Source organism: Pseudomonas sp. RtIB026, assembly GCF_016861355.2.
Lineage (GTDB): Bacteria > Pseudomonadota > Gammaproteobacteria > Pseudomonadales > Pseudomonadaceae > Aquipseudomonas > Aquipseudomonas peradeniyensis.
Map to the genome: position 1 here is coordinate 3,977,633 of NZ_AP023348.2, position 16,571 is coordinate 3,994,203.

Below are 16,571 nucleotides of genomic sequence, written 5' to 3' on the forward strand. Positions count from 1 at the left end.
GGGCCTGAAACGCCAGCTGTACCTGTGGCACCGCTGGCTGGGTATCGTCGCCTGTCTGTTCATGGCGCTGTGGTTCGTCTCCGGGGTGGTCATGCTGTATGTCGGCTACCCCAAGTTGACCCCGGCCGAGCGCCTGGCCCACCTGCCGGCACTGCCGGCGGGTTGCTGCGCCGAGTTGCCGGCGCAGTGGGCGCAGCAGCCGTTGAAAGCGCTGCGCCTGACCAGCCTGGGCGGGCGAGCGCACTACCTGCTGGAACTGGCCGACGGGCGCCGCGTCACCCTCGATGCCGCCAGCGGCGCGTCCCTGGCTCAGGCCGATGCCGCCTGGGCCCTGGCCAATGCCCGGCAGTACGCCGGTGACGCGGCACTGGCCTACCAGGGCACGGTGGACGAGGACATGTGGACCCACTCCCGGGCCCTGGACGGCGACCGGCCCTTGCACCGGGTGCGGGTGGACGATGCCGCCGGCACCTGGCTGTACCTGTCCGGGCGCAGCGGTGAAGTGGTCCGCGACGCCACCGCACAGGAACGCACATGGAACTGGGTCGGTGCCTGGCTGCACTGGCTCTATCCCTTGCGCGGCGGGTTCGGCTTCGACAACGGCTGGCGCACGCTGGTGATCGGCCTGTCCGTGCTCGGCACGCTGATGGCGGTCCTGGGCATGGCGGTGGGCATCCTGCGCCTACGCTTGCGCAAGCGCTATCGCAGCGGCTCGTGCAGCCCTTACCCGAGCGGCTGGCTGCGCTGGCACCACATCGGCGGGCTGCTGTTCGGCGGCGTGCTGGTGTTGTGGGTGTTCAGTGGCCTGATGTCGATGCGCCCCTGGGGCCTGACCGACAGCCGTTCGCAGATCGCCCTGCAACCCGGCCCGCTGCGCGCCGTCGACCTCAAGCTGCCGGTCGCCACGGCGTTGGCTTGGTTACGCGAGGAGGCAGGCTTCAACGCCGTCGAGTTGCAGTGGCAGCGCCTGGCCGACATCACCTACCTGGTGGCACGCAACGCCAACGGCGACAGCCGCATCCTCGAAGCCGGCGCGCCACCGGCCCGGGCATTTGCCCGACAGCGGTTGCTGGCGGCCGCGCAGGCCATGGCCCCGGGCATTACGGTGCAAGACGACTGGCAGACCGCCTACGACTTCCACTACTTTGCCCGCGATCCGCAGAGCATGTACGGTTTCCAGTCCAGGCCGTTACCTGTGCTGCGTCTGCGTTTCGACGACCCGGCCGGCACCTGGGCCTACATGGACCCGGCCAGCGGCATGCTGGTGGCCAGCCATGACCGGGCGCAACGCACCGGCCGCTGGTTGTTCAACCTGTTGCACAGCTGGGACTGGCAACCGCTGCTGGCGCGGCCGCTGTTGCGGGAAGGGCTGATCATCGTCCTGAGTAGCGGTGGACTGGTGATTGCCCTCAGTGGTGTGGTGCTGGGTTGGCGGCGTTTGCGCAGGACGCTCCGTTAGCGTCTGCGTCCAAGGTATGGCATCAGGTGCGCCACTTTCTGGTGGGCTCCTATGGGACGACATGTAACCCATTGGTTTAGCTTGACTCTGTGGGAGCGGGTTTACCCGCGAAGAATCCAGCGCGGTGAATGGCACCGGCTCCGCCGGTGTTCGCGGCGGTGCGGCGGTCCGATAAACCCGCTCCCACAGAAATAACAGGGCTGGACGATCTCTCATGGAGCCAAACGTAATTCTTCGATTCGACCAGGACAGCGTGCTACCCCCGCTTCTTCACCCCGCCCTGCCTGGCCTTGAACCGCGGATTGGACTTGCAGATCACATAGATCCGGCCACGACGCTTGACCACCTGGCAATCACGATGACGGCGCTTGGCCTGCTTGAGTGAGGACAGTACTTGCATGAGAACCTCCAGTTACGTAATAACATTACAATAACGCGAATCATTCCCATCTGACAATCACGCCGTAAACCACAGCTCCCTATGGCGTCAGAGCAATGGTAAATGTTACGTTATTACATATTAATTGGAGATCCCCCGTGAACCCTCGCGCACCGCTTCTGGCCGGCCTCACCCTGGGCCTGTTCGGCCAACCCCTCTCGGCAGCCCAACCCCTGCTGCTGGAGGAAACCTCGATCACCGACGCCTACCTCGAAGAGCGTGCCGACGGCCCGGTGCAAGGCTATCGCGCCACCCGCTCGGCCACCGCCACGCGCACCGACAGCGATATCCGCGACACCCCGCAGAGCATCCAGGTGGTGCCCGCCCAGGTGATCAAGGACCTCAACACCACCCGCATCGACCGCGCCCTGGATTTCGCCGGCGGCGTGTCGCGGCAGAACAACTTCGGCGGCCTGACCTTCCTCAACTACAGCGTGCGCGGCTTCACCACCGGCGAGCTGTACAAGAACGGCTTTGCCATCAACCGCGGCAGCTACAGTTCCCCGGACACCTCCAGCATCGAGCGCATCGAAGTGCTCAAGGGCCCGGCCGCCAGCCTCTATGGCCGTGGCGACCCTGGCGGGCTGGTCAATATCGTCAGCAAGCGCCCCCAGGCCGAGACCTTCAGCACCCTCAGCCTGAGCGCGGGCAGCTGGGACCGCTACCGCACCGCCCTGGATGCCAACTCGCCCCTGGACAGCGAAGGCAACCTGCTGGGCCGGATCAACCTGGCGGTCGAGGACAACGGCAGTTTCCGCGATCACGTGAACAGTGAACGGCGCATTGTCAGTCCGTCGCTGAGCTGGCAGCTGTCGCCGGACACCCGGGTGATGCTCGATGCCGAGTTCTCGCGCACCGAATCGGTGTTCGACCGGGGCATTCCGGCGGTCAACGGCCAGATGGGTTCGGTACCGCGCTCGGCCTTCATGGGCGAACCCAACGACGGCAAGATCCGCAACGACAACCAGACCCTCGACCTGGCGCTGGAGCACTTTCTCAACGACGACTGGAAGCTGCGCCTGGCCAACCACTACACCCAGGGCACGCTCAAGGGCAACAGCTCCGAGCCCCAGGCCCTGGTCGGCAACACCCTCACCCGCTTCTACCGCGAGCGCGACTTCGAGTGGAACGACAACATCACCCAGGCCGAGCTGCACGGCCAGTTCCAGCTGCTCGGCTGGCAGCACCAGAGCCTGATCGGGCTTGAATACGAAAACTACCGCAACAGCCAGAAGTACCCGCAAAGCGCGACCTCGGCGGGCTATGGCCTGGACATCTACAACCCGGTGTACGGCAAGCCCAAGCTGGCGCTCACACGGGCCAACGACTTCTTCGAACGTACCGAAAGCCATGCCCTCAACCTGCAGGACCAGATCGCCTTCACCGAGCGCCTGCGCGGCCTGCTGGGTGTGCGTCTGGAGCGCATCGAACAGACTGCGCAGAACCGCTCCACCGGGGTCAGCAACAGCCAGGCGAAGGATGTCGCCACGCCGCGCGTAGGGCTGCTGTACCAGCTGACCCCACAGGTCGGCGTGTTCGCCAACGCCTCGACGTCGTTCAAGCCCAATACCATCGGAACACAGGGCCAAGTCTACAAGCCTGAAAAAGGCATCGGTTACGAGACCGGGCTGAAGCTCGACCTGCTCGATAACCGCCTTGGCGCGACCATCGCGCTGTTCCATATCGACAAGGAAAACGTCATCACCACCGACGCCTTCGGCGAGAGCGTGGCGGCGGGCGAAGCGCGCAGCCAGGGGCTGGACTTGCAGTTCAGCGGCCAGCTGACCGACGCCGTGCGGGTGATCGGTGCCTACGCCTACATCGATGCCGAGGTCACCAAGGGCGACGCGGCCCTGCCCAAGGGCAGCGACTTGCTGGGCATTGCCCGCAACAGTGGCAGCGTGATGGGCGTGTACGAGTTCCAGGACGGCGCCCTGCGCGGCTCGGACATCGGCGCGGTGTTCAACTATGTCGGCGAGCGCTCCGGCCAGGCCGGCAGCCACTTCGCCCTGGACGCCTACAGCACGGTCGACCTGCTGGCGCACTACAAGGCCAGCGAACAGGTCACCGTGGGGCTGAACCTCAACAACCTGTTCGACCGCAAGTACTACGAACGTTCGTACAACAGTTCGTGGGTGCTGCCCGGCGAGCCGCGCAACGTCAGCGTAAGCCTGACCCTGAACCTCTAAACCTCTGATTCAAGGGACTGTCATGCATCCATCACTGAAACTGGCCGCCCTGCTGGCCATGACCATCAGCGCCGACGCCGGCGCCCACGGCCTGTGGACCGAGCAGCGACGCGGCAATATCGAGGCGGTATACGGCCATGGCGCCGAGGATGACGCCTACAAGGCCGAGAAGATCAAGCGCGCCTGGGCGTTCGACAGCGCCGGCAAGATGATTCCGGTCAGCGTCGAGCGCCTGGCCGACCATGCTCGCCTGCAACCGCTCTCCCCGCCCGCGGCACTGGCCGTGGTGCTGGACAACGGACCGTGGTCACAGCGCCCGGACAAACAATGGGTCAACCAGGACCGCACCCAGGTCAAGGATGCCATCGCCTCGACTCACAGCTTCAAGTACAGCCTGGCCATCTACCAGGGCAGCACCCGTTTGCCCAAGCTGGACATGCTGCGCCTGGCCATCGTGCCGCTGAGCGACCCGCTCAAGGTGGGGCCCGGCAACCTGCTGGAAGTGCAGGTCCTGATCGACGGCAAGCCCGCGCCGGGTATTCCCCTGCAGGGCGACTACCGGGGCGCGCCTGATCAGGTCAGCGCCACGACCGGCGCTGACGGCCGGGCGCTGATCAAGGTGCGCAACGAGGGCCTGAACATCATTGCCGCCCAAGCCACGCAGCCTTTGCCCGAAGGTTCCCCCGTGGCGCAACAGAGCCTGTTCAGCTCATTGACCTTCCTGGGCGAACCGCACCACGAATAGCCACGTCACACCAGGCCGCAGCGACCGGGGTGCCGATGAGAAAGTTGGCGAACAGCAAACCGCAACAGGTGTGCAGCCATGAAAGGGATTGGGTGATGGTTTTCTGCTTCATCCCAGGCGCTGCGGCAGTTGCGGCCAGAAGCCGATCAGCGCCAACAGCACGGCGGCGACGATGCGCGAGAGCATGGGCCAGGAGAGGTTCACGGTTTGCAATCCTTGGGGGCGCGTTGCGCCCCTTTCGCGGCACAAGGCCGCTCCTACAGAAGATCACGTCCCTCTGTAGGAGCGGCCTTGTGCCGCGAAAGGGCTGCGCAGCAGCCCCGCTTGTCATCAGAACGAGGTGGTCACCGACGCATAGAACGCGCGCCCCGGCTCGTTGTAGGTGGCGGCGCCGGCGCGGGTCCCCGCCCCTTCGCGGTAAACGCGCTTGTCGAACAGGTTGCTGATACCGGCGCCGAACGACAGGTTCTTGCTCAGCGCGTAAGTGCCACCGATGCCCCAGACATGGTACGGATCAAGGGTCTTCAGCTCGTTCTGAGCCGTAAGGGTCGGATTGAACTGCCGCGGCTCCTGCTTGCCGTAGTAGGTGCCGGTCAGGCTCAGCGACAGGGCCTCGGTCACCTGCCAGTCGAGCATGGTGTTGACGGTGTACTCCGGCACCACCGACAGCGGGTTGCCGTCACTGTCCTCGATGGCGAGGATGCGCACCGGGGCATGGGAAGCAAGAGCCGACTGCATGGATTACCCTGCGAATGATAATGATTGCTTATCGCGTATTCTGACAAATCCCATCCCTTCGGCACAAATCCGATCGTTCCCAGCGTTCCATGAAGGAAACTTCATATTTGCCGCCAACCCCCTGGAAGCGGGGCCGAGCGGCGTTGCGTGGTGGCTGCGCGGCTGGGCTCGCCTTGAGCCCCCCTGCCCGCCCGCGTAGCATCGCGACCCCATTGCGTGACACCACGAAGCCCATGCCCCAGCCCATTCCCCTCAAGGACCACGAAACGGAAAAGCACCTGGTCAACCGCCGGTTGCTGGCCTGCGCCCTGCTGGTGATGAGCCTGGTGGCGGTGCTGGTGGGTCGGCTCTATGTACTGCAGGTGCTGCAGCACGACCAGCAGAGCGCGGTGTCGGAGAACAACCGCGTGCACGTGCTGCCGATTCCACCGGAACGCGGCCTGATCTATGACCGCAACGGCGTGGTGCTGGCCGACAACAAGCCCAGCTTCAACCTGACCATGACCCGCGAGCGGGCTGGCGACCCGGCGCGGGTGCTCGACAGCCTGGCGCAGATCCTCACGCTGTCCGAGGACGACCGCCAGCAGTTCGACAAGGACCTGCGCCGCGGACGCAAGCCGTTCGAGCCGGTGACCCTGCTGGTGGGCCTGAGCGAAGAGCAGATCGCCCTGATCGCGGTCAACCAGTTCCGCCTGCCGGGGCTGGAGGTCGAGCCGCAGTTCATCCGCGAATACCCGCTGGCCGAGCACTTCGCCCATTCGGTGGGCTACGTCGGGCGCATCAACGAAAAGGAAGCCAAGGCCCTCGACAGCACCGCCTACCGCGGCACCCAGTCGATCGGCAAGACCGGTATCGAACGATTCTACGAGAACGAACTGCACGGCCAGGTGGGTTACGAGGAAGTCGAGACCAACGCCCAGGGCCGGGTGATGCGCGTGCTCAACCACCACGACCCGGTGCCGGGCAAGGACATCGTGCTGAGCCTCGACGCCCATCTGCAGCAGGCCGCCGAGAAAGCCCTGGGCGACCGGCGCGGCGCGGTGGTGGTGCTTGACCCGGCCAACGGCGATGTGCTGGCCATGGTCAGCAACCCGGCCTTCGACCCCAACCTGTTCGTCAAGGGCATCAGCTACAGGCAGTACGCCGCCCTGCGCGATTCCATCGACCGGCCGCTGTTCAACCGCGTGCTGCGCGGGCTGTACGCCCCCGGCTCGACGGTCAAGCCCGAGGTGGCCATCGCCGGCCTCGACAGCGGCGTGATCAACCCCGCCAGCCGGGTCTTCGACCCCGGCTACTACGAGTTGCCCAACTACGACCACAAGTACCGCAACTGGAACCGCACGGGCGATGGCTGGGTGGACATGTACACGGCGATCATGCGCTCCAACGACACCTACTTCTACGACCTGGCGCACAAGCTGGGCATCGACCGCCTGCACGACTACATGGCCGAGTTCGGCCTGGGCCAGAAGGTCTCGCTGGACATGTTCGAGGAAGCCCCCGGGCTGATGCCGTCACAGGCCTGGAAGCGCGCTACCCGGCGTCAGGCCTGGTTCCCCGGCGAGACGCTGATCCTCGGCATCGGCCAGGGCTACATGCAGGTCACCCCGCTGCAACTGGCCCAGGCCACCAGCCTCTTGGCCAGCAAGGGCGCCTGGCACCGCCCGCACCTGGCGCTGACCATCGGCGGCCAGGCGCCGGTCGACCCCAACCCGATGCCGGATATCGTGCTGCACGACCGGCACGCCTGGGACCAGGTCAGCCAGGGCATGCAGATGGTCATGCACGACCCGCGCGGCATCGCCCGCGCCGCCGCCGCCGGCGCGCAGTACCGCATCGCCGGCAAGAGCGGCACGGCGCAGGTGGTGGCGATCAAGCAGGGTGAACGCTACAACCGCAACAAGACCCTCGAGCGCCACCGCGACAACGCCCTGTTCGTCGGCTTCGCCCCGGCCGAGCACCCGGCGATGGTGGTGGCGGTGATGATCGAGAACGGCGAGGCTGGAGGTCGGGTGGCGGGGCCGGTGGTGCGGGAGGTGATGGATGCGTACCTGCTGGATGAGCAGGGGCATCTAAAGGCGCGGTATGCGGAAAGTCCGGTTGCCAAGGTCGTCCCCCATGCCTGAAATCAGGACAAATCATCTTTTTCAATCGGCCGGCACTGCAAGACAGCGGCTGAACTGGAATGAATGATTCTTGATACAGAATAAAGGCCGCCATCATCGCCGAACCATTCGACATCATCGCCCTTGCTGACCGGGTGCTTCAATGTCAACCACCCCAGCTTTTTTAGCTGCCCGTCAGTTTGCAGAAGCGTGATTTTATATTCCCACGTTCGCTGATCAGGATCTTTTTTCGTAAAATCATACGCATCCAATTCATCGAGCAACTCTAAGTCATCTGATAGAAGTGCGGCTCGCCAGCGTTCATCCCGCGCATTCATCGCCTCACGAACACTGCCAATTACTCTTAGACTCAGTAAGCCAACAAGGCCAATGGCTGAGATCGCCACGACCAAAGCGCCGATAGAATAGAATGTCAACAGACACAGCATGCCCACCAGGGGTGAACCTATAGCCAGGACCTCCAATGCACGGTAGGGTGGTGACATGTGAGCCCACCACAACATGTCGGGAGCTTCCGAGAATAAGAAATAAAACAGAAATAAGCCGACATTCACCACCATACTCATGGCAAACAACATCACTGCGGCAAGCAAGGACCACTCGGTCTGGATAGCGGTAACACCCGCACTGAACAGCGCGGGGAACAGTGCAAACGAAACAGCCCCCAGCACGGAGTGCAAAAAAAGCAGCTGTTTAATTGTCGTGCCGTCTTCGAAGCCTCGCTTGAAGGCAACGAACCCCATCCTGCGTTTATTCAAAGAAGCCATAAAAACCCTTAAACATTCAAGATGGCATCCTACGCGGATGCCGTCACTCCTGATGCTGAACAGAGACCCCAGGCCATCGCACCCGGGGCACCTTCGAAAGAGAAACCAGTTCTTCAGACAGGCTGTTTTTCTCTCACATCATAGGATTTCTTCTTCGCAAAAACGCCCCCTACAACCGTCGGTTCAATGAACAGTATTTTTCGCTTGCTGGCGCCTGGCCCATAAGGCTGCATTCGAAAGTGACCCTTTCTCCAGTGGGTGCGCTTCTCCCTTACCTGCCGCGAATGGTCCACGCCTACATCGCTTTCATAGACAACGTTGTCCACAGGACTGATGACGACCCGATCATAGGTCTTACGAAGTTTATTTTCAAATTTACGAATCTTGCCCAGCCCTTTCAATGAATTTATTTTTTTGCGCAGCTCCTTGCGCTCATTAAAAGCCGTATCACGATACTGTTTGCAGTTAATAAACAGCAAGACCTTCGCCATGTGATTCAGGGTTTGAGACAAATACTGTATATCGCCAGCAAAGTCAGCGTCCGCGCCATATTTCTCCTCCACGCGACTTAGCTCCTGTTTTATCGTACGCATGCCGTCCTGTATGTAGAACCCTTGCACACGCAGCGCATCATCTTCCACGTGCGCCTTGCCCAACGGCGAACCCGTGAACATCAGGTCAAGAATTCTCAGTGACTTTGTGACATCAACCACTGGGCTACCCACATACCGCTCCATCTCCTGGGTGCCTGGCTCGATCTGGGTCTCACTGATATAGACGCCTTCAAGAATGTGTTCATGGGTTAGTTCATTGTACACACTCAAAGAGGAACTGCGATCTTCGGTAAACTCGATATAGCACGTCTTGAAGGGCGGACGCAGATAATCAACCGGAACATCATCACCTATTTCCGTCTGTTCCAGAACTTCATCCAACACGTTCGACGTCGTCAGTATATTTCCGTCTTGCCGCCTGAACTTGTATGAATAGAGCGTCGTACTGAGCGCAATTCCTGCCATGTGGTCAGTCGTATTGGCTGAACGGTGCAGCGCAAAAATTTCCGGGCGCGAGCGCATGACCGTCTGCGTCAGGTAGTCGATAGAGCAAGATTCAATATCCAGACCGACGAACACTTCGTCATACAGCCGATCCATTGCCTGCGTATTCAACTCTGCATACTCGGAGCAGTTGATTCTCACCGGATGGGGTAGCTTGTAGGTGATATCCATATTCCCTCAAGATCTTCACTTTGATGATTGCCCAATGAGGCCGGGCGCCACGAGAAAATAAAAGATATCACTTAGCCATCATCTTGGCAAAATGTCATTCGCTGACCGGGTGTCTGGTGTAAACCTGAAGCTTTTCCTGCCTTGCCCTCAACGTCAGATCAAGACATGCGAACCTATCATTTTTACCAGTTGTCGATTGCCCTGAAGTCGACAAAGTCATGCCATAAAACTCCCCGCTCCGGAGCGATCATGTCGACACTGGCTGCCACACCATGGGTTGCCTTATTGGTAACCGACCTGAAGACGTCTACCCTGCGTTGCCTTGCAGCGCACGCGGACGTTGCGTATTCATACTCAGCCTATGGCTATCGACCTTTCACCACTGAACTACGATCGTCACTTGCGTTCAATGGCGAGACGCAGGAGTTGTCGACAGGTTACTACCTGCTAGGGAACGGATATAGAGCCTACAGCCCAAGCCTATGTCGATTCACTTCGCCTGACAATTTGAGCCCATTCGGGCGTGGCGATGTAAACGCTTATACGTACTGTATTGGAGACCCGGTGAATGCTGCCGATCCTACGGGGCATGTCCAGTACAAATATTCAGTACGTTACACCAATACGATAAAGCGCCTCCCCCGGGAAACGGTAGTACCCAAAGATAGCGGAGGACTTGAGATTAGAACCTGGCAACCCGCTGACATCGTTCAGAAAAAAACGGCAACAGTGCATCAAGTATCCGAGAAAACCAGTCAAGGCGGTGCCAACCTCTACGTGCTGGACCAGGACTTAGAACGATTTAACGCCAATCAGTCGGTAATGAAATCCCTGTATGAAGGTGCAAGGTCAGGAAAGGAATCCCGCAAAGCGGCCTCTACTCAACTCCCTTCGCTAATTGCCGCCCAGGAAAATTATTTACGCCGCGGGAACGAACTGATGGGGAGGGTTACAGACCCCAAGGACCAGACCGCCACACTCCGGAGTGTCACTTGGACAATTCCATGGAACGAAACGCAATAGTCTCTTCAGCCAACTTCGCCGGAATAGATTTCCACGCAGAAGCTCAGCCGGAAGAAGTAGGCATATGAATAGGAGCGTTCAATAGAGCTTTGGCCGTCAGGCCTGGTCGCCAGAAACCCAGCGACCAACCCATTGCAGGAGCAACAGCGGTGTTACAACGCGACGGCAACCACTGCTCAGGCACAAAGCCGCAGCGGCTCCAGGGTCCGACAGAGCACATCGAGCACCTGGTCTTCATGCTCGTGGATGAAGAAATGCCCGCCGGGGAATTTCGCCAGCGAATGCGCACCCACGGTCTCCCGCCCCCAGGCCTGCAACTGTTCGTCACTGGCGCGGTCATCCTCGCCGGCAAGTACGTGCAGCGGGCATTGCAACGGCTGGCGCTGCTGGTAGGCGTAGCGGCCGCAGAGCAGGAAGTCCGCCTGCACGATCGGCAGGGTCAGGCTCATCAGCTCCTGGTTGGCCAGTACTTCCTCGGGGGTGCCGCCCAGCTTGCGCAGTTCGGCGATCAGCTCGGCGTCGCCACGGGGTTCGGTCCACTTGCCGCCGGCGTAGTCCTCGCGGCGGGTCGGCGCCGCGGTGCCACTGGCGAACAACGCCAGCGGCGGTGGACAGCCCAGCGCCCGCAGCTCGTGGGCCAGCTCGAAGGCGACCAGCGCCCCCAGGCTGTGCCCGAGCAGGGCGTAGGGTGCCTGGGTGGCGGCGCGCTGCTCATGGGCCAACTGCCGGGCCAGGCCGCGCAGGTCGGTGTGCAGGTCATCGCCCATGCGCGCGCCGCGACCGGGCAGTTCCACCGGGCGCACCTGCAGCCAGGCCGGCAACTTGCGTCGCCAGCGGCTGTAGACCATGGCGCTGGCGCCGGAGTACGGCAGGCACAGCAGGTTCAGGCTCGACACCGGCTTACTGCGCCGCGGCTTCGGCCATCTTCTGGCGCAGGCTCAGTGGGCGCATGTCGGTCCAGACTTCATCGATGTAGGCCAGGCAGTCCTTCTTCAGGCCGCTCTTGCCCACCGCGCGCCAGCCGTTGGGGATCGCCTTGTAGTCGGGCCAGATGGAATACTGCTCTTCGTGGTTGACCACTACCTGGAACTGGATATCGTCGCGGTCGAATACGGAAGTCATTGCCTGTCTCCTTGAATGATGAGTGCCGAACGCGCCGGGCGCAGGGCGGCTTCCATAAAAACGAAGGACGCTGGGGGAAAATTAGGGGCGCTCGACGATAGCATTGCGCGGCGCTCAAGATCGAGCGCCGCCCGCGCGGCGCATCGCGGATGAATCCGCTCCTACATCTGTTGCAGCGTGGCCATGCCTGACAGGCCATGGTTGCCAGCCCTGTTAGTACGACATGCATGACCGACAGGTGCTACTGCGCCGCACTCCCCCACCCCAACGCCTTGTACAGCGCAATCGCATCCAGGTACGAGGCCGTCTCCGCCTCGGCCACCTCGCGCTTGATCGAGAACAGCGCACGCTGGTTCTCCAGCACCGCCAGGTAGGTCCCCGCGCCGCGCCGGTAGCGCTTGTTGGCAATGTCGATGGCCTCGCTGCCGTGGCCGGCGGAGGCCACCAGGCTTTGCAGCCGTGCCTGGTTACGCACCAGTTGCGTCACCGCGTTTTCCACCTCTTCGCGAGCCAGCAGCACGGCCTGCTGGTAGCGTGCCTGGCTGCCCTCGGCCAGCGCCTCGCGCACCCGCAGGCGGGCTCGGGCGTTGCCCAGGCGCAGCGCCGGCCAGGTCACCACCGGCGCCAGCTCGTAGGCACGGGCGGCACTGCCCAGGTCGCCGCTGCGCAGGGCGAAGAAGCCGATGAAGCCGCCCAGGTCCAGGCGCGGGTAGAGCTCGGCGGTGGCCGCGCCGACGTCCTCGGTGCTGGCTGCCAGCTCACGCTCGGCGCTGACAACATCGGGGCGCTGGCCGATCAATGCGTCGACATCGCCCAACGGCAACTGGCGCGCCAACGGCGGCAGGAACGGCGCGGCGCCCTGCTCCTGGCTGCCCGGCACCTGTCCGGTCAGCACGTCGAGGCGGTAGCTGGCCTGCTGGATCGCCGCCTGCAACGGCGGCACCGCCGCCTCGCTGAGCAACAGGTTGGCGTGGGCGTTCTGCTGGTCTTCGTACTGGCCACTGCCGGCGCGCACCTGGGCACTGGTCAGCTGCAGGGTCTCGCGCCAGGCCTCGACCTGGTCCTCGGCCACGGTCAGGCTGCGTTTGAGCCCAAGCTGGAGGTAGTAGTTGCGGGCCACCTCCGCGGCGATACTCAGCCGCACCTGGCGCAGGTCCGCCGCCGCCGCGTCGGCGCGAGCCTCGGCGGCGTCGGTCAGGCGCTGCAGGCGACCGAACAGGTCGATCTCCCACTGCACGTCGAAACCGGCGCGGTACTGCTCGGTGCGCATGCGTCGTGGGTCGCTGCCATCGGCCGGTTGCTGCTGCTCCAGACTCTGGTTGTAGCCGGCGCGGGCAGTGACCCAGGGATCGCGGTCGAGGCTGCGGTCGTCGAACAGCGCCCGCGCCGCCAGCAGGTTGGCGTGGGCCTGGCGGATGTCGTGGTTGTTGGCCAGGGCCTGGTCGACCAGGCGCACCAGTTGCGGGTCGTCGAAGAACCGCCACCACTGCGCCGGCAACTCGCCACGGGCGGCGAAGGCCGCGCGCTGCGGGCTGTGCACGCCAGTGGCCGGTACCTCGGCTTTCTGGTAGTCGGGGCCGACGCTGCACGCAGTCAAGGCCAGGGCCATCAGGGAAACGACGAATACAGGCTTCATGGCTGGCCCTCCAGGGTTTCGGCCAACGACCGTGCCCGCGCCGAACGCGCGGTGCTGGCATGGTCACGGGCCAGCAGGCTGTAGATGGTCGGCAGCACGAACAGGGTGAACAAGGTCCCCACCAGCATCCCGGTGACGATCACCACGCCCAGCCCGAACCGGCTGGCGGCGCCGGCGCCCGAGGCGAACAGCAGCGGGATCAGCCCCACCACCATGGCCGCCGTGGTCATCAGGATCGGCCGCAGGCGGATCTGCGCCGCCTTGCCGATTGCCGTGCGCCGGTCCAGGTGCTGCTCGGCCTGCAGGGTGTTGGCGAACTCGACCATGAGGATGCCGTGCTTGCTGATCAGCCCGATCAGCGTCACCAGGCCGATCTGCGTGTAGATGTTCACCGTGGCCACCCCCAGCGCCAGGGGCAGCAGCGCGCCGCTGATCGACAGCGGCACGGTGATCAGGATGATCAGCGGATCGACCAGGCTCTCGTACTGCGCCGCCAGCACCAGGTAGATCACCACCACGGCGGCGAGGAAGGCCAGCATCAGGGCGTTGCCCTCCTGCTGGTACTGGCGGGCGTCGGACTGCCAGTCGATGCTGAAGCCAACAGGCAATTCAGCCGCGACCTGTTCGAGGAAGGCCACGGTGTCGCCCAGGGTGACCCCGGCCGCCGGGATGCCCTGGAAGGTCGCCGCGTTCTGCTGGTTGAACTGGGTCAGGCGGTTGGGCTCGACCTGCTCGCTGACCTGCACCACGGTGGACAGCGGCACCAGCCGGCCCTCCTCGCTGCGCACGTACTGCCGGGTCAGGGCCTGCGGGGTCAGGCGCTGGTCGCGCGGGCTCTGGGCGATGACGTCGTAGGAACGGCCGTCGAGGCCGAAACGGTTGAGGTAGTTCTCCCCCACCAGCACCGCCAGCGACTCGCCGATGTCCTGCATGCGGATACCCATGCTGTTGGCCTTGGCCCGGTCGACCCGCACCTGCACCACCGGGTTGTTGTAGTCCAGGTCGCTGTCGACCACGGCGAACAGGCCGCTCTGCCGGGCCTTGGCCTTGACCTGCTCCATGGTGTCGAACAGCACCCGGTAGTCCTGGGAGCTGCGCAACACCATCTGCACCGGCAGTCCACCGGTGGAGCCCGGCAGCGCCGGCAGCTGGAAGGCGAAGATGCTGGTGCCCTCGACATCGTTGACCGCCGCCTGCAGGTCGAGCTGGATCTGCGAGGCGTTGCGCGCGCGCTCGTCCCACGGTTGCAGGTTGATGCCGCCGATGCCCGAGGCAATGCCGTCGCTGCCGTTGATGATCCAGGTGCTGACGGTTTCCGGCAGGGTGCGGTAGACCGCGTCGAGCTTGTCGGCAAAACGTTCGACATAGGCCAGGTTGGCATGCTGCGGCGCCTTGATCGCGGTGAGCAGCCCGGCCTGGTCCTCGGTCGGCGCCAGCTCGCGCTGCGGCAGGCTGTACAGCAGCGGCAGGCTGACCAGCACCAGCAAGGCGAAGCCGACGCTGATCCAGCGGTGCTTCAGCGAGAATCCCAGTACGTGGGCATAGCGCTCGGCCAGCCAATCGAAGAAGCGGTTGGCGGTATGGGCCATGCGCCCTTCGGACTGGCGCGCATCGAGCAGGAACGAGCTCATCACCGGCGACAGGGTCAGGGCCACCACGCCGGAGACCACCACCGCGCCGGCCAGGGTCAGGGCGAACTCGCGGAACAGCGCGCCGGTCAGCCCGCCCATCATGCCGATCGGCGCGTACACCGCGGCCAGGGTGATGGTCATGGCGATCACCGGCCCGGCCACCTCGCGGGCGCCGATCAAGGCCGCCGCCACCGGCGTGCGCCCCTCCTCGATATGACGATGGACGTTCTCCACCACGACGATGGCATCATCCACCACCAGTCCCACGGCCAGCACCATGGCCAGCAGGGTGAGCAGGTTGATGCTGAAGCCGAACACCAGCATCAGCGCCGCCGCGCCTAGCATCGACAGGGGAATGGTCACCACCGGGATCAGCACCGTGCGCAGCGAACCCAGGCACAGGTAGATGACCACCACCACGATCGCCAGGGCTTCGAGCAAGGTCTTGGTGACCTCGTCGATGGAGGCCTGAATGAAGCGCGCCGTCTCGAAGGCAAGCTCGGCCTTGACGTCCGGCGGCAGGGTCTGGCGAATCTGCGGCAACAGCTGGCGGATGCCCTCGACGATCACCAGCGGGTTGCCGCCCGGGGTGGCGAACAGGCCCAGGTGCACCGCCGGTACGCCGTCCATGCTGGCGCTGGTCTCGGCCGAGGCGGCGCCGAGCTCGACGGTGCCGATGTCACGGATGCGCACCAGGCCATTGCCGTCGTTGCGGATCACCAGCTCACGGAAGTCGCCGACCGAGGTCAGGTCGGTGTCGACGCGGATATTGGCAATCACATATTGGCCCTTCACCTTGCCGGGCGCCGCCTGATAGTTGTTGCGCCGTACCGCCTCGGCCACGTCGGCGGCGGTCAGGCCCCGGGCGGCCAGGCGCGCCGGGTCGATCCACAGGCGCATCGACAGGGTCTGGCCGCCGAACACCTGGACCTTGGCCACGCCCTCGATGGTGCTGAGCAACGGCTCGACCACCCGCGTGAGGTAGTCGGTCATGGCCGGGATCGGCAGGCTCGGGCTGGCGAAGCCGATATAGGCCACCGCCGTCGACTCGCCGGCAGAGCGCTCGATCACCGGATCGTAGGCGCGCTCCGGCAGGCGGTAACGCACCTGGTTGACCTTGGCCATCACCTCGGTCAGCGCCTGGGTCGAGTCGCGGTTGAGCTCCATGCGCACGGTCACCAGGCTGCGGCCCTGGACCGAGGAGGACGACAGGTAGTCGATGCCTTCCACCGACGACACCGCCTGGGCGATCGGCTGGGTGACGAAGCCCTGCATCAGCTCGGCCGGGGCGCCGGGGTATTCAGTGGTCACGGTGATGGTCGAGCTTTCCAGCAGCGGGTACTGGCGGATCGGCAACTGCAGCAGCGACAGCAGCCCAAGCAACAGGATCAGGGTGCTGACCACCAGCGCCAGCACAGGCCGGCGCACGAACAGGTCGGTGAATGTCATGGCATGTTCTCGCTGGGG

General features: G+C 63.7%; 13 protein-coding genes and 1 pseudogene. 6 read left to right on the forward strand and 8 right to left on the reverse strand.

The window, feature by feature from the left end; all coding sequences use genetic code 11:
- Positions 1–4 precede the first annotated feature (4 nt).
- Entirely contained in the window at positions 5–1,459 is a 1,455-nt protein-coding gene (locus PRtIB026_RS17745) for a PepSY domain-containing protein (protein ID WP_234560967.1), read from the forward strand.
- A 256-nt stretch (positions 1,460–1,715) separates the two neighbouring features.
- Here the strand turns inward: PRtIB026_RS17745 and ykgO are convergent, their stop codons facing one another.
- On the reverse strand, positions 1,716–1,859 hold the full coding sequence (gene ykgO / locus PRtIB026_RS17750; RefSeq protein ID WP_028694213.1) for a type B 50S ribosomal protein L36: 144 nt from the start codon (positions 1,857–1,859) through the stop codon (positions 1,716–1,718).
- Between the two features lie 137 nt (positions 1,860–1,996).
- On the opposite strand from ykgO, the gene PRtIB026_RS17755 reads away from it, so the two are divergent.
- Positions 1,997–4,087, forward strand: a complete 2,091-nt coding sequence (locus PRtIB026_RS17755) for a TonB-dependent siderophore receptor (protein ID WP_203652480.1) — start codon at positions 1,997–1,999, stop codon at positions 4,085–4,087.
- 22 nt (positions 4,088–4,109) lie between these two features.
- Entirely contained in the window at positions 4,110–4,832 is a 723-nt protein-coding gene (locus PRtIB026_RS17760; protein WP_203652479.1) for a DUF4198 domain-containing protein, read from the forward strand.
- Positions 4,833–5,162: 330 nt separating this feature from the next.
- Here PRtIB026_RS17760 and PRtIB026_RS17765 read toward each other — a convergent pair whose 3' ends face one another.
- A complete protein-coding gene (locus PRtIB026_RS17765) occupies positions 5,163–5,570 on the reverse strand; it encodes a TonB-dependent receptor domain-containing protein (protein ID WP_203652478.1) in 408 nt (135 codons plus the stop codon).
- A gap of 233 nt (positions 5,571–5,803) precedes the next feature.
- Between PRtIB026_RS17765 and mrdA the strand changes: the two genes are divergently transcribed.
- Entirely contained in the window at positions 5,804–7,696 is a 1,893-nt protein-coding gene (gene mrdA, locus PRtIB026_RS17770; RefSeq protein WP_203652477.1) for a penicillin-binding protein 2, read from the forward strand.
- 2 nt (positions 7,697–7,698) lie between these two features.
- Here the strand turns inward: mrdA and PRtIB026_RS17775 are convergent, their stop codons facing one another.
- Positions 7,699–8,463, reverse strand: a complete 765-nt coding sequence (locus PRtIB026_RS17775; RefSeq protein ID WP_267812613.1) for a hypothetical protein — start codon at positions 8,461–8,463, stop codon at positions 7,699–7,701.
- Between the two features lie 113 nt (positions 8,464–8,576).
- Complete coding sequence (locus PRtIB026_RS17780; RefSeq protein ID WP_267812614.1) at positions 8,577–9,692, reverse strand: hypothetical protein; 1,116 nt, start codon at positions 9,690–9,692, stop codon at positions 8,577–8,579.
- Positions 9,693–9,941: 249 nt separating this feature from the next.
- On the opposite strand from PRtIB026_RS17780, the pseudogene PRtIB026_RS26710 reads away from it, so the two are divergent.
- Positions 9,942–10,223, forward strand: a pseudogene (locus PRtIB026_RS26710) (RHS repeat-associated core domain-containing protein); the annotation flags it as partial.
- Positions 10,224–10,256: 33 nt separating this feature from the next.
- Positions 10,257–10,715 (forward strand): hypothetical protein, encoded by a 459-nt coding sequence (locus PRtIB026_RS17790; protein ID WP_244671028.1) that lies wholly within the window; start codon positions 10,257–10,259, stop codon positions 10,713–10,715.
- Positions 10,716–10,891: 176 nt separating this feature from the next.
- On the opposite strand, the gene PRtIB026_RS17795 is transcribed toward PRtIB026_RS17790, so the two are convergent.
- The 4 genes from PRtIB026_RS17795 to PRtIB026_RS17810 all read right to left on the reverse strand — a co-directional run bounded on the left by PRtIB026_RS17795 (position 10,892) and on the right by PRtIB026_RS17810 (position 16,553).
- Positions 10,892–11,611, reverse strand: a complete 720-nt coding sequence (locus PRtIB026_RS17795; RefSeq protein ID WP_203652473.1) for a thioesterase II family protein — start codon at positions 11,609–11,611, stop codon at positions 10,892–10,894.
- A gap of 4 nt (positions 11,612–11,615) precedes the next feature.
- Positions 11,616–11,837 (reverse strand): MbtH family protein, encoded by a 222-nt coding sequence (locus tag PRtIB026_RS17800; protein ID WP_003256222.1) that lies wholly within the window; start codon positions 11,835–11,837, stop codon positions 11,616–11,618.
- 241 nt (positions 11,838–12,078) lie between these two features.
- Entirely contained in the window at positions 12,079–13,473 is a 1,395-nt protein-coding gene (locus tag PRtIB026_RS17805) for an efflux transporter outer membrane subunit (RefSeq protein WP_203652472.1), read from the reverse strand.
- Positions 13,470–16,553 (reverse strand): MexW/MexI family multidrug efflux RND transporter permease subunit, encoded by a 3,084-nt coding sequence (locus tag PRtIB026_RS17810; protein ID WP_203652471.1) that lies wholly within the window; start codon positions 16,551–16,553, stop codon positions 13,470–13,472. The genes PRtIB026_RS17805 and PRtIB026_RS17810 overlap by 4 nt, the downstream gene beginning before the upstream one ends.
- Positions 16,554–16,571 lie beyond the last annotated feature (18 nt).